This window comes from Bifidobacterium pseudocatenulatum DSM 20438 = JCM 1200 = LMG 10505, assembly GCF_001025215.1.
In the GTDB taxonomy this organism is placed as follows: Bacteria; Actinomycetota; Actinomycetes; order Actinomycetales; family Bifidobacteriaceae; genus Bifidobacterium; species Bifidobacterium pseudocatenulatum.
This window is the reverse complement of the sequence record NZ_AP012330.1, coordinates 978,444-991,934: the sequence shown is the minus strand read 5'-3', so window position 1 is coordinate 991,934 and position 13,491 is coordinate 978,444. Positions and strand designations below refer to the sequence as shown.

14 protein-coding genes are annotated in these 13,491 nt (G+C 56.9%); 2 read left to right on the top strand and 12 right to left on the bottom strand.

Annotated elements, in window-relative coordinates:
• Positions 1 to 346: 346 nt before the first annotated feature.
• The 3 genes from BBPC_RS04095 to aroC are packed head-to-tail and all read right to left on the bottom strand — an operon-like array spanning position 347 to position 3,646.
• Positions 347 to 796: a type II 3-dehydroquinate dehydratase gene (locus BBPC_RS04095; RefSeq protein ID WP_004221719.1), complete on the bottom strand. Its 450-nt coding sequence runs from the start codon at positions 794 to 796 to the stop codon at positions 347 to 349.
• A gap of 20 nt (positions 797 to 816) precedes the next feature.
• Positions 817 to 2,436, bottom strand: coding sequence for a bifunctional shikimate kinase/3-dehydroquinate synthase (locus BBPC_RS04090; protein WP_004221718.1), 1,620 nt, complete (start codon positions 2,434 to 2,436; stop codon positions 817 to 819).
• Between the two features lie 16 nt (positions 2,437 to 2,452).
• The gene (aroC, locus tag BBPC_RS04085) at positions 2,453 to 3,646 is read right to left on the bottom strand and encodes a chorismate synthase (protein ID WP_004221715.1); all 1,194 of its coding nucleotides are present in this window, start codon (positions 3,644 to 3,646) and stop codon (positions 2,453 to 2,455) included.
• Between the two features lie 47 nt (positions 3,647 to 3,693).
• Here aroC and BBPC_RS04080 point away from each other — a divergent pair, with 47 nt between their 5' ends.
• Entirely contained in the window at positions 3,694 to 4,164 is a 471-nt protein-coding gene (locus BBPC_RS04080) for a prepilin peptidase (RefSeq protein ID WP_033524009.1), read from the top strand.
• A 2-nt stretch (positions 4,165 to 4,166) separates the two neighbouring features.
• Here BBPC_RS04080 and mltG read toward each other — a convergent pair whose 3' ends face one another.
• From mltG to BBPC_RS04050, 6 genes are all read right to left on the bottom strand, one after another.
• Positions 4,167 to 5,351 carry an endolytic transglycosylase MltG gene (gene mltG, locus BBPC_RS04075; RefSeq protein WP_004221712.1) on the bottom strand — a complete coding sequence of 395 codons (1,185 nt, stop codon included), beginning with the start codon at positions 5,349 to 5,351 and terminating at the stop codon, positions 4,167 to 4,169.
• Complete coding sequence (gene ruvX, locus BBPC_RS04070) at positions 5,348 to 5,821, bottom strand: Holliday junction resolvase RuvX (protein WP_004221710.1); 474 nt, start codon at positions 5,819 to 5,821, stop codon at positions 5,348 to 5,350. The genes mltG and ruvX overlap by 4 nt, the downstream gene beginning before the upstream one ends.
• A gap of 10 nt (positions 5,822 to 5,831) precedes the next feature.
• Positions 5,832 to 8,510, bottom strand: a complete 2,679-nt coding sequence (gene alaS, locus BBPC_RS04065; protein WP_004221709.1) for an alanine--tRNA ligase — start codon at positions 8,508 to 8,510, stop codon at positions 5,832 to 5,834.
• Between the two features lie 89 nt (positions 8,511 to 8,599).
• Entirely contained in the window at positions 8,600 to 8,836 is a 237-nt protein-coding gene (locus BBPC_RS04060; protein WP_004221698.1) for a hypothetical protein, read from the bottom strand.
• A complete protein-coding gene (locus tag BBPC_RS04055) occupies positions 8,836 to 9,219 on the bottom strand; it encodes a DUF948 domain-containing protein (RefSeq protein WP_022244770.1) in 384 nt (127 codons plus the stop codon). Before BBPC_RS04055 ends, BBPC_RS04060 begins: the two co-directional genes overlap by 1 nt.
• 95 nt (positions 9,220 to 9,314) lie before the next feature.
• The gene (locus BBPC_RS04050) at positions 9,315 to 9,989 is read right to left on the bottom strand and encodes a histidine phosphatase family protein (RefSeq protein ID WP_033524008.1); all 675 of its coding nucleotides are present in this window, start codon (positions 9,987 to 9,989) and stop codon (positions 9,315 to 9,317) included.
• A gap of 53 nt (positions 9,990 to 10,042) precedes the next feature.
• On the opposite strand from BBPC_RS04050, the gene BBPC_RS04045 reads away from it, so the two are divergent.
• A complete protein-coding gene (locus BBPC_RS04045) occupies positions 10,043 to 10,408 on the top strand; it encodes a phage holin family protein (protein ID WP_033524093.1) in 366 nt (121 codons plus the stop codon).
• 127 nt (positions 10,409 to 10,535) lie between these two features.
• On the opposite strand, the gene rpsD is transcribed toward BBPC_RS04045, so the two are convergent.
• The 3 genes from rpsD to BBPC_RS04030 all read right to left on the bottom strand — a co-directional run bounded on the left by rpsD (position 10,536) and on the right by BBPC_RS04030 (position 13,491).
• Positions 10,536 to 11,162: a 30S ribosomal protein S4 gene (rpsD, locus tag BBPC_RS04040; protein ID WP_004221688.1), complete on the bottom strand. Its 627-nt coding sequence runs from the start codon at positions 11,160 to 11,162 to the stop codon at positions 10,536 to 10,538.
• 278 nt (positions 11,163 to 11,440) lie between these two features.
• Entirely contained in the window at positions 11,441 to 12,280 is an 840-nt protein-coding gene (locus BBPC_RS04035; protein ID WP_004221687.1) for an ABC transporter ATP-binding protein, read from the bottom strand.
• Entirely contained in the window at positions 12,277 to 13,491 is a 1,215-nt protein-coding gene (locus tag BBPC_RS04030; protein ID WP_004221685.1) for an ABC transporter permease, read from the bottom strand. Before BBPC_RS04030 ends, BBPC_RS04035 begins: the two co-directional genes overlap by 4 nt.

Here is a 13,491-nt window from a genome sequence, read left to right as displayed (position 1 = left end):
ACAACGTATGCGCCATGGTCATCCGCGTTACCTGCGGATCATCTAAGACACACTCTGCGATGAATGTGCATACGTTTGCACCCTAGATCGGGGTTCATCGTACAGTAGATGCTGCGCATCGCAATGAAACAGCGTGACCGATTGCAATATACGGAAAAGAAGGACAAGCGAAAGAAAATGCTTTCAGCAACAATTCATTGTGTTGCGCAAAACGGCAATCATATTTGCGATTGTTGCAGCTTTTTCTGCAAACGAATGCAATGCTATGTAAAAACCGGATGCCCATCAAGAGCATCCGGCATTCATAGTTCCTCCGAGACTATCTCAAGGGGAAATCGGAAAATCATCACTTCGATTCCAACAGATGCGCCACCGCATCCAACGCCAGCTTGTAGCCATAGAACCCCATACCGGTGATAGTGCCCGTCGCTACTGGCGAGATCACGGAACGCTTGCGAAATTCGTCGCGTGCGGATGGATTGGAGATGTGAACCTCCATCAGCGGCAATCCCTCATCGATCACCATATGCGCGGCATCGGCCAGACCGTAGGAGTAATGGGTGAAAGCCGCCGGATTCATCACGACCGGGGTCTTCTCGTCGGCGGCCTGGTGCATCCAGCCGATCATCTCGGCTTCGTCATCGCTTTGACGCACTTCCACGTCAAGACCAAGCTCGCTGCCCCACTGCGCGCACAGGGTACGCAGGGTTTCAAGATCCTGCTTGCCATACACGTCAGGCTGACGCACGCCAAGACGGCCAAGATTCGGCCCATTGACGACCACTACTTTAGTCATATTCCACTTCCCTACCTTGTTTACTGCTGAATACGACGGAACGCCTCTTCAACGGCGTCCGCAGGCGGATCCTCAAGATGAATCGGATGGCCGACGCCCTCAAGCACCACGAAACGAAGCTTATTGCCGCGAGCCTTCTTATCCCGGTGCATCAATGCGAGCACATCATCCCATGTGCCATTGTTCCAGGACGTAGGCAGCCCCAGAGATCCCAACAACGAACGATGATAGTCCACGAGATCCTGATCGATGTACCCCAGAAGATGCGACAGTTCGGCCGCATACACGCAACCGACCGCCACCGCATTACCATGACGCCAGCGGAAATGCTCAAGCTTCTCGATGGCATGACCGAGCGTATGCCCATAGTTGAGGAATTCGCGCAATCCCGCCTCTTTAAGGTCGGCGGACACATGGTAGGCCTTCACGCTCACGGTATGTTCGATCAGCTCCGCGACCACATCCTTCAGGCCGGAATCCAAGAACGTCGACCCGTCGAAGGCACGCAATTCACCGGCATGGTCCTCGAGGATCTGCAGAATCTCCGGGTCCATGATGAAACCGGACTTGGCGACCTCGCCCAATCCTTCGATGAAGATGTCGTTCGGCAGTGACGCAAGCGATTTCAGATCGGCAAGCACTCCGGCAGGCGTATAGAAAGAGCCGACCAGGTTCTTCCCCTGAGGGGTATTGATGCCGGTTTTACCGCCGGTCGAAGCGTCAACCATGGCCAGCAACGACGTCGGGCAGTTCACGTAGCGAATGCCACGCATCCATGTGGCAGCCACAAACCCCGCCAAATCGGTTGCCGCGCCACCACCAAGGCCGACGATCGCGTCAGAACGAGTGAAACCCTCATCCCCCAAACGCTGCCAGATACCATTGGCCACTTCAATGGTCTTGCCGGCCTCCGCGTCGGGAATCACAATATCGTACGCATCATAGCCCGCCTGACGCAACAAAGTACGCGCACGGTCCGAATGACGCTGCACCGGCTGGGTGTGGATAAGCGCCACTTTGGCAGGCTTGCTTCCCAACACCTGCGCAAGCTGGCCCATCACACCCTCTCCGATACGAACATCGTATGGTTCGATGGTGGAACCGGTGACATGGACTATACGTTGATCAATCATTTCCATCAGCTTTCTCGCCGCGGCTTGGGGAGACTGGCCACGCGTGCCCACATGCACGTTCGCCACGCTCCTGAACACCGGGTCACGTTCCTTGTAGAGCTTCTTCCAACGCTCATTGGCATCGCCATTAAGCATCGGACGGCCTCCACCGCGATTTGCCCGCTCCATGGCTTCCTCAGGATCGGCCATAAGATACACGACCTTGCCGCCGTCCGCGATATACTGCGCCAATCCTTCCTGAATGGAAGGCGTCATCGGCGCTCCCCCGCCCAAGGAAAAGATACCGTCGAAATCCTCGAGCATATCAAGCACGACGTCGCTTTCCAGCCTCCGGAATTCCGGTTCCCCATACTTTTCGAAGTACTCGGGAATCCGCATTCCGGCATCATGCTCAATCTCATTGTCCGCATCGGCGAACGGCAGATTCATCATCTGCGCCACTTCCTTGCCGACACGAGTCTTGCCCGCCCCCATCATGCCGATGATCACGGCGACAGGCCTACGCATACCACTCATAGACGAATCACCTCATATGCTCAGGCCATGAGGCAACGTACTGCTCGGCGTTACGCTTGGTTTCGGCAACGCAATCGCCGCCAAACTTCTCAAGCACATACTGCGCGATGGTCAAACGCACCATCGCCTCGGCAACAACAGCCGCCGCCGGAACCGCAGTATTGTCGGAACGCTGGTTAATGGCCTGCGCCGGCTCGCCCGTGGTCACATCGACGGTACGCAACGCCTTCGGAATGGAAGGAATCGGCTTCATCGCCGCACGTACGACGATCGGCTGCCCATTCGACATGCCACCCTCGATACCGCCCGCACGGTTGCTTAGACGCGCAATACGGCCGTCATCGCCCACCACCATTTCGTCATGAGCCTGAGAACCCGGACGCATGGCCTCAAGGAAACCATCACCGATCTCCACGCCCTTGATGGCCTGAATACCCATCACCGCACTGGCAAGAGCAGCATCAAGACGACGATCCGATTCAACATACGTGCCCACGCCTGCGGGAACGCCGTACACCACAACCTCGATCACACCGCCCAACGTATCGGCGTTCTCCTTCGCCTCGTCAATACGGGCAATCATCCGCTCTTCCGCATTCTTGTCAAGAGTGCGCACCGGAGAAGCGTCCAACGCCTCAAGATCCTCCGGTTTGGGAAGCGTGGCCTGCTGCGGATCGGTAATACCTGCGCCACCAATGGAAAGCACATGCGAAACGGTACGAATACCGAACGCCTGCTCCAAGAACTGCTTGGCAACCTCACCCAACGCCACACGCGAAGCCGTCTCACGCGCGGAAGAACGCTCCAACACCGGACGAGCATCATCAAAACCATACTTACGCATGCCAGTCAAATCCGCATGCCCCGGACGCGGGCGAGACAACGGGGCATTGCGGCCCTCACGAGCAAGCTCATGATCAAGCGGATCCGCACTCATCACCTCAGTCCACTTCGGCCACTCGGTGTTGGCGATCTCAATGGCCACCGGAGAACCAATCGTCTCACCAAAACGCACACCAGTCAGCATACGAACCTTGTCCTGCTCGAACTTCATACGCGCGCCACGACCATACCCAAGACGACGACGCGCCAACGCGCCAACAATATCCTCCGTGGTGATATGAACGCCCGCGGGCAATCCCTCAATCATGGCGACAAGCGCCTCACCATGCGACTCGCCTGCTGTCTGCCAACGCAACATGCCAACTCCTTTTCTCACGAATGCAACTAGTGGACTATCTTAACGGTATGTGGTATATGATTTGCCTGCCAAGTCTGCTTTGTGGACTGGCCATCAGCGTTGAAGACATCCGTTCACGCCGCATTCCACGCGCCTGGATCGCCACCGGATGCACAGCGCAAATCATCGTAAACCTCATATACGCACTTTCCATCAACACTCTGTACCTGGCATTGCAGGCAATACTCTTCGCCGTACTGTCGGCCGTACTGCAATGCGCGCTCGCTTTGGTGAAACCTGGTTCATTGGGTTTTGGCGATGTCACCGCCACCTTGCTGATGGGATTGGCAGTCGGCATGTTCGGTCTGTTCGCCGTGGTGTTTTGGTGGCTTGCGATTGGTGTGGTCGGCTTGTTATGGCTCGTTTTGTGGACACGTTTCGATCCGCAGAAGCATACCGCATATGCCGGTAAAACGCCGTTCGCCCCAGCGCTTGTGGCAGCTGGGGCGATAGGCATTGCGATTGGCGTTTTATTCTGAGATCAGTTCGCGTTCTCGTTGTTGTTCTTGTACTCGTCGCGAATCTGCCAGAACTCATCTTCGGTTTCCACGAATTTCGTTTCGCCGGTCTGCAGGTTTGTGGTGACAAAGTACAGCCACTTGCCGTCCGGAGGATTGACGGCTGCTGTGATCGCGCCATCTCCAGGGTTGCTGATTGGCGTGGGCGGCAGTCCCTTGTGGATTCTGGTGTTGTACGCGTTGCTGTCATCGCCCAACTGGTCATCGGTCAACTGGCTTGCGGAAATACCAAGACCGTAGGCGACCGTGGTATCCATGCCGAGAGCCATATCGGCGTCAAGACGGTTGAGAATCACTCTTGCCACCTGGCCGTAGTATTTTTCGCTGCCGACTTCCGCCTCCGCGATGGATGCGATATTCAGGATGCGCTCACGTTCGCTGCCTGTAGGTACGCCCAAGGAATCGAGTTTGCTCACTCGCGCGTCGACCATTTCCTTGATGATGTCTTCCGCTGACTTGTTTTGCACATTGTAGCTGCCTGGTTCAAGCCATCCCTCGAATTTGCCGCCGGCCTCGTCAGGAAGGATTCCAGCACCGCCACCGTCCATCACGGCTTGGAACTGTGAAACATCCAAGCCGGACACACTCGCCGCATTTTCGATGACGTCCGACACACGTTCACCCGCACGCACTTCGGCAAAACCGCCGGCCTGGCTTTGGTCAGAAAGCACCTTGACCACATCGGACGCCCTCATATGCGTCCTCAATGCGTATGATCCCGGATACAACGTGGCGCCAGCTCCGCTTACTGCGGAAGTGAAGGCGGCTGCGGATTTGACGATTTTAGCTTTAACAAGGTTGTCCGCGATTTCCGCGGCTCCCTGCCCGGATTCCACGACAAACGTCACGCCTTTATCGCCTGGGCCCGTGTAATCCTCGATTTGGCTTTGAGAATTCGCTTCGTTCACGGCCTTCCAATGTTTCAGCGCGCGCACGCCGAAGAATCCGCCGACACCGATCAGCACGATCACCACCAGAGCGGCGATAATGGTGATATAGCGGCGACGACGCTTCTGCTCACGGTGACGACGCATGTCCTTACGTGATTTCGGTGGTTGCGGAGGCATTGCCGAAACGAAGGATGCATCATCCGACGAATTCACCCATTGCGCGTTATCGGAGAAAAAATCGTCGAGATTATCAGTCACAGGCCTCTCTCCTCTGGTCTCTCTCTTCGGTCGATGGCCGTCTGCAATATCACCACTGCAGACTGCTGGTCGACCATCGGACGGTGCTTTCGTCCACCGACCTGCGCATCGAATAGCTGATGATGTGCAGTCACCGTAGTTAGACGCTCATCCACCAATTCGATGGACGGCACTTCCTTTAGCGCATAGTTCTCATCATCTACTGCGACACGCAGTCTCTTCTCAAGATTAACAGTCCATCGCCGTGCTTTTTTCGCGCTTTTGCCTTCTTCTCCGCTTAGTAGCAACGGCAATCCGACTACCACATGGTCGACCGATTCGTCTTCGATGACGTCCACGACCTCGTCCAATGCACGGAACGAATCCCCGTAGACCTGAATATTGCCTGCGGGGTGTGCAAGAGTGATGCCAGGATCAGACAGTGCGAGTCCAACCCTGGCATCACCTAAATCAATGCCAAGCCAAACCATGCTTGGTGGTTCAGCCCTTCATGGCCTGATCGGCCAAAGCCTCAAGCGCCTCATTGATCTTGGTGGCATCCGCGCCGCCACCCTGGGCGAAGTCCGGCTTGCCGCCGCCACCACCGCCAAGGATCTTGGAAGCGCCACGAACCAAATCGCCGGCCTTGATACCCTGCTTGCGTGCAGCCTCGTTAGTGGCCACGGCAACCATAGGCTTGCCTTCCTCGTTCACACCGGCGAGAGCCACCACAACCGGGAATTCCTCACCAAGCTGTCCGCGCACATCCAGCACGGTCTTGCGCAGCGCGTCGAAAGAGCCGAAGTGCTCGACATTCTTCGCTGCCACCTTGACCGGAGCCTGGGATGCCTTGGTTTCGGAAACCAAAGCAGGCACGGAAGCCGCAAGCTGGGATTCGTACATGGTCGCAAGACGACGGTCGGATTCCTTGAGCCTGGCAAGCAGTGCGTTCACACGGTCGGCAAGCTCGTCCGGACGGGCATTGACCATGTCGGAAAGCTGTGAGACCAGCGCATGCTCGCGAGCGTTGAACTCATAAGCGCTTTCGCCCACAACCGCATCGACACGACGCACGCCGGAGCCGATGGAGGCTTCGGACATGATGTTGATGGCACCGATCTTGCCCACATGGTCGATATGGGTACCACCACAAAGCTCACGGCTCCATCCATCTTCGCCGATGGAGACCACGCGCACGACGTCGCCATACTTCTCGCCGAACAGGTGCATGGCACCCAAGGCGATGGCGTCGTCGAACTTCATCTCCTGCGTGGTGACGGCAAGGTTTTCGCGCAGCTTCTCGTTGACACGCGCCTCGACGGAGTTCATCGCATCCTTGCTCGGGGCGCTGGACCACTGGAAGTCGAAACGCAAACGGTTCGGCGCGTCTTCAGAGCCGCGCTGGGTGGCCTGCGGGCCAAGCTCCTCACGCAGCGCCTTGTGCACCATGTGGGTCGCGGTATGCGCGCGGGCGATGGCACCGCGTCGGTCAAGGTCGATGTTGGCGTTGACTTCGGCGCCGACAACCAACGTGCCTTCGGTCAGGCGGCACTGGTGCACGATGAGGTCCTTGATCGGCTTCTGCACATCGTCGACTTCGAGCACAGCACCATCGTCGGAAAGGATCTCGCCCTGATCGGCGAGCTGGCCACCGGCCTGCGCATAGAACGGAGTGCGGTCGAGAATGACTTCGATGGTGGCCGGACCGGTGACTGCGGGGACGGAGCCCTTGCCTTCCTGCATGATGCCCAGCACCTTGGCGCGGGCGGACATGTCGGTGTAACCAAGGAAGTCGATGGGCTGGACCAGCGTCTTCTTGAAATCGTCATAGACCGACAGATCCACATTGTGACGCTTCTTCAGGGCATCTGCACGGGCACGGCTCTTCTGCTCGGCCATGAGCTCGCGGAACTTCGCCTCATCGACCTTGACGCCCTGATCGGCGGCCATTTCGAGGGTGATCTCAATCGGGAAGCCGTAGGTGTCGTGCAGCTTGAACGCATCTTCGCCGGAAACGGCGTCGGATCCGGATTCCTTGGCCTTGGCCACAGCGAGGTCGAAAATCTCGGTGCCGGATTCCAGCGTGCGACGGAACGCGTCCTCTTCACCATATGCGGCTTCGGACACATCGTGGAAGGTGTCGTTGAGTTCCGGATAGCTCGGCTCCATAGCTGCCTTGGAGGTCGGCAGCAGGGTCGGCATGACCGGATCGGTCACGCCGAGCTCGCGCATGGCCTTGACTGTGCGGCGAAGCAGTCGGCGCAGCACGTAGCCGCGACCGTTGTTGGACGGACGTACGCCATCGGACATGATCATCAATGCGGAACGCACATGGTCAGCCACGATGCGGAAACGCACATCCATGGCTTCGTCATCGCCATACGTGCGGCCGGACAGCTTCTGGGCGGCTTCGATGACCGGGAAGACCTCGTCGGTCTCATAGATGTTCTGCTTACCCTGCATCAGATAGGCAAGACGCTCCAAGCCGGCACCGGTATCGATGTTCTTGTTCTCGAGCTCGCCAACGATGTGCAGGTCGGTCTTGGACTTGACGTTGTCGACCTCGTAGTTTTCGAACACGAGATCCCAGATTTCGATGTAACGGTTCTCATCGGCGATCGGGCCGCCTTCCACACCGTATTCAGGTCCGCGATCCACGTAGATCTCGGAGCACGGACCGCCAGGGCCAGGGCCGCCGGTGGTCCAGAAGTTGTCCTCCATGCCCATGATCTGGATGTGTTCGGGGTCAACGCCCTCGTTCTTCCACATTGAACGGGCTTCCTCGTCGTCGGTGAAGGTGGTCATCCACAGCTTCTCCGGATCGAAGCCGTAGCCGCCCTTGTCTTGCGGGGTGGTCAGCAGCTCATACGCATAGTGGATGGCTTCTTCCTTGAAGTAATCACCAAAGGAGAAATTGCCCAGCATCTGGAAGAACGTGCCGTGACGGGTGGTTTTGCCGACCTCGTCGATATCCAAGGTACGCACGCACTTCTGATTGGATGCCATGCGGCTCTTCGGCGGAGTCTGCTCGCCCATGAGGTACGGGATGAACGGGACCATGCCTGCGATGGTGAACAGGGTGGTCGGGTTTGGAGAGATCAGCGATGCCGAAGGCACGATAAGATGGCCGTGCTTTTCGAAATAATCAAGATAGCGCTTCGCGATTTCAGAAGTGCGCATATGAGATTAAGCTCCTTTTTTGCTGAAAGGCCTGGTGCCTTTCAAACGAATTCGTGATTGTTGTCCGAACGTACGTTACGGGAATAAGATCAGCTGATCTTATCCGCGTATTTGGTATTAAGTTCAGCCTCGCGGGCTCGACGCGTTTCGTTGAACTCATTGAACAGACCTTCAAGGGTGCGCACGGCGACATGATCTTGATCCGGCCCGAACAGAAATTGTCGAGCCGCATCAGGGGTGTTGGCCTTGACGTACGCCTGTGCTTTGGTCACTGCCACCGCACCGATGCCCACACCAATGGAGATCCAGAAGAGACGCTTGAACATCACTCCCCCTTGTTATTGCTGTTGACGTTCTTCTTGTTCATGAAGGACTGCGCGGTGGTTTTCAGGGCATATGCAGCGGAAGCAACCTTGATAACCGGCTTGCCCAAGAAGGATCCATACAGATCGGTCAGGGCGCTGACATTATTGGCGGTTGTGGAAGCCGCTGCGGAAATCTTGTTGACGTCTTCCAGCGACTTGTTGACCTGCTGCACCGTGGTCACACTCTCATCAAGCGCAGGAATCGCATGATCTCCCGTTTCTTTGACTGTCTCGGCGAGCTGGTCGAACAGTTTGCCGAGACGAATCAACGGGTAGATCATGAAACCGGCAAGAATCGCGAAAGCGATTGCCGCAATCAGACCGGCGATTTCTCCAACACCCATCTTGTACCTCTTTTCAGTCCCACGGTTGCCCGCGAACACAACACGCGCATAACAGTAGTAAAAAGCCCAGACCTAAGGCAAGTTTCGTCCGCCGGTCACTGGTTATACGATACGACGGTTACCGCTTCAGCGATAGGCTTACTGGTGTCGAAATCGAGCGTGGTGACCGATCCGTTCGCAGGGCGTTCGCTGAGGTCATAGCCTTCCGGCGCGAAACGGTGCATAAGGCTCAGCAGCGTGTTGCCGTGGGAAATCTGCAACACGTCATCACTGTCCCTCAGCGCAGGATTCGAAGCGATCAGCGCGAATCCCTCCTCGACTCTCGACCAATATTCCACGTCGGACTCGGCATCGTGGAATGGATCCGCTTCCTTAAGGAAGTCGCGGGTCGCACCAAGACCGAACTTTGCGACGATGTCGTTGTAGTTCTTCGCACCGTGCGGCCCTCCCGCGGCGGTCCACGCCACGCCCATATCCTGGCCTTCGAAATAGCCGTAGAACTGTTCGCGGAAATGCATGTCACTGACCAGTTGGGGGCGGGTGTGTCCTGCGGCCTCATTCACGTCGAGGATGCGCTGGGCTGTCATTTGCGCACGCGTGGTGTCGGAGCAATATGCCGCGGCGAAATCAAACTCCTTCAGTTTGTTTGCGGCTTTGTCTGCGTCGGCGATGCCGGATTCCGTCAATGGAGAATTAGACCAGCCCTGCAACCTGTTATATCGGTTGAAAAACGTCTGCCCGTGTCGGACAAGATGAAGATGAAGCAACATGGGTTCCATGCTACCCTCACGGTTTGAGCAAATCCGTGCTATACGATGTTGTTATGGGTCATTTTATTTCACGTTGGCTAATTCTTACCGTCGCGGCGGGCGTTATGGTTGCGGTTCTGCCCGGCATGCACGCCATTGGCGAGCCCCCTGTGCTTGGCATCGCGGCGTTCGCCTTGTTCATGGCGCTTATCAATGCTTCCATAAAGCCGATTATCCATGTCATAGCGTTGCCGTTCTCGATTATTTCGTTCGGACTGGTCGCACTGGTGATCAATTGGCTGTTCATGCAGCTTGCGTCATGGTTGGCGCTGTCGTTTTTCTCTGTGGGCGTCACTATTGACGGATTCGCATGGTCTGTGCTTGGCTCACTTGTTATGACGATTGTGAGCGGCATAGTAGGCGGCATCATCGGCGACTGAAGGCTTCCCGTTGCTTAAAAAGGCCGCACATGCGCTTGAGATAGCGAAGAGCCTCGCAATCCTGACGATTGCGAGGCTCTTGCTGTATGTCCTTATACTGTATGTTCTTACAGTATGTAGATCCAGATCAGCGGGCGTAGAATTCGACCACGTACTGGATGTTGACCTGCACCGGGATTTCCTCGGCTTCAGGCTTGCGAGTCAGGGTGGCCTTCAGGGAAGGCAGGTTGACGTCCAGATAGCCCGGAACCGGCGGCAGCACATCGCGGTGAGTGCCTTCGGCCGCAATCTGGAACGGAACCATGGTCTGGCTCTTGGCCTTGACCTGAATGGTCTGGCCAGGCTTGACGCGGTAGGACGGGCGGTCGACGATGTTGCCGTCAACGAGGATGTGGCGGTGAACCACGAACTGACGTGCCTGAGCGGTGGTGCGGGCGAAGCCTGCACGCAGAACCAGGGCGTCGAGACGGGTCTCGAGATCGATCAGCATGGCGTTACCGGTCTGGCCGGCGGTGTGGGTGCCCTTCTCGTAAGCGGCGCGAAGCTGCTTCTCAGAGATGCCATACTGAGCGCGAAGACGCTGCTTTTCGCGCAGACGCACTGCGTAATCGGACTCAGTGCGACGGCGGGTGCGGCCGTGCTCACCCGGAGCGTACGGACGCTTTTCGAAGATGCGCTGAGCCTTAGGGGTCAGAGCGATGCCGAGGGCGCGGGAAAGGCGCACCTGACGGCGAGAACGCTGAACGTTCGTCATTGGTTTAATCCTTTGTTTGTTCTGTCGTTGTCTGAACGGAGCGCACACCGGTTTCCGATATGCGCTGAGCCAGCCTCTCCAGTGCTTCTTCGTGCATGCGCACGAACGACTTGAACACGTGCCGTAAACAGCTCGTATCGGTCGCCGACCCACTGATGGGCTAAGACTCCAGACGGTATGCTCCCTTGCGGGCGCACACCAATCGTTAATAATACACATGAGGGCGGGACGAGCTCGTCGTTTCGCCCTCTTCGGCATGTCATGCCATCATGGCGCCGCTATGCTTCAGCCAGCACTCCCCTGTCCATGCGATAGATTCGATCCACATACGTCAAGGCATCCGGATCATGGGTGACCATCAACACTGCGGTGCCGTCGTGCGCCACTTCCTGCAGCAGCCGCATGACGATGGCAGTGCTTTCGGCATCCAGATCTCCGGTGGGTTCGTCCGCTATCAGAAGTTTCGGACCATTCATCAGAGCTCGCGCTATGCTGACGCGTCTCATTTCGCCGCCGGAAAGCTCTTTCGGGTAGCATTCCGCCAAATCGTCGACCTGCAGTCGGCGCAGCAATGCGTGCGCACGTTCCATGGCATGGTCCTGAACGGGATCGTTGTGTGTTTTCGATACCGGAGCCGCCGCGATGACGTCCGGAAGTCCGTCGTCAACCGTCTGTTCGGAAGATGCGTCGGATACGGTTTCTTCCACTGATTTCGCATCAGACGAATCCGCAGGTATCTCAACATCGCGCTGCGCCGTTTTGCCGTTGCACAGCACGGAAGGAAGAATCACATTGTCGAGTGCCGTGAGATTCGGCAGCAATGTCTGGCTTTGCGTGACGAATCCGACGATCCGATTGCGTACGACTGACATTTGTTTGTCGTTCAACCGCGTCACGTCATTGCCGTCCAAGTCGATAGAGCCCGATGTGGGTTTCAGCAGTCCGGTGATGAGATTCAACAATGTGCTTTTGCCATTGCCCGAACGGCCGACGATCGCCACGAACTCGCCTTGGCCCAGCCTGAAATCCACATGGTCCACGGCTGCGAACGGTTTGCCGCGACGGGTGAACTCGCGAGTGAGCTCTTGTACTTCGAGAACCGTGTTTTCCGCCATCATTCACCTTCTCTCAAAGTCAGATAGGTTTCGGGAGCGGAAAGTTTCACCGCCGTCGTCACGGAGGCGAGCAGTCCGGTAAGCACCGCGAACACGAAACTCACTGCGATCAATGCCAACACATTCCACATGTTGGTTTGCAGATACGGCAACTGCAGCTGCCGTCCGATAAGCGTGCTGAACGGGAAAATCGCCAGCGACGCGACCGCAATGCCTATCACACCGCCCAAAGCTCCGATCATGGCCGATTCCTTCACGATGATGCCGACCAAAGTGGAACGATTGGCACCAAGAATGCGATACGCGGCGAATTCACGTTTGCGTTCGTTCATGGCGGACGAGAACACAGCAAGCAGCACGATCAGCCCCATGACCCAGAACACCGCGACGAAAAGGGTCACGTAGCGAATGATCACGTTCAGATTGGATTTCGTTGTGGCTGTGATGCCCCCCGGATACACGTATCCGAGGCTTTTGATTCCTGTTGTTTTGGTGATGTTCGAAGCGACCTGCTGGGCGGAGTAACCGTCCTTGACCTTGATGAGCACGGCGGAAACGGCTTTGTCGGCATATTCTTCCGGAATGGCGGCATGCCCCACCTTGGCGGAATATCCGACCACGTCGGGAACGGTCTGCATGTTCACGAACACGGAATTGTCGAGCGACGTGCCGGTATTGGCGAGTTGCGCCGCCACGGGGAATTCGTGCCCATAGAGTTTGACCGTGTTGTTGCCCGACACGCTGATGCTGGCTCCTGCAACGATCTGGCCGCGCTGGAGCGTGCCGTCGAACTGCGATGCGATCCAAGGGGTGATCACGAAGTCGGTATCGGGGTTGAATCCGATGATCTGGACTTTCTCGTCGCAGCATGCGGCGGCCAACGATGAGATATATGTTTGTTCCGTGATTTCGTCGATGCCGTCGGCTTTTGCCACTTCGTCGGTGATCTCGTTGGTGAAGTAGAACGTGCTTGCCGATCCGTTGGTCAGCAACGCTTCGGCTTCGTTTTTGGTGTTTTGCGGCGTGACCATGAGATCGGCGCCCATACGTTCCTGCATGCTGTTCAAGCCGGCTTCAAGGTTCATGGACAGCAGTGAACCACCATAGAAGGCCACGGTAAGCATGGCGACAACGATGGTGAGCGCCGCGGTACGAAACGGTTTGCGTTTGAGATTGACCAGGGGCAACCCGCCAAGGGTGATGTGTTGCGTCAT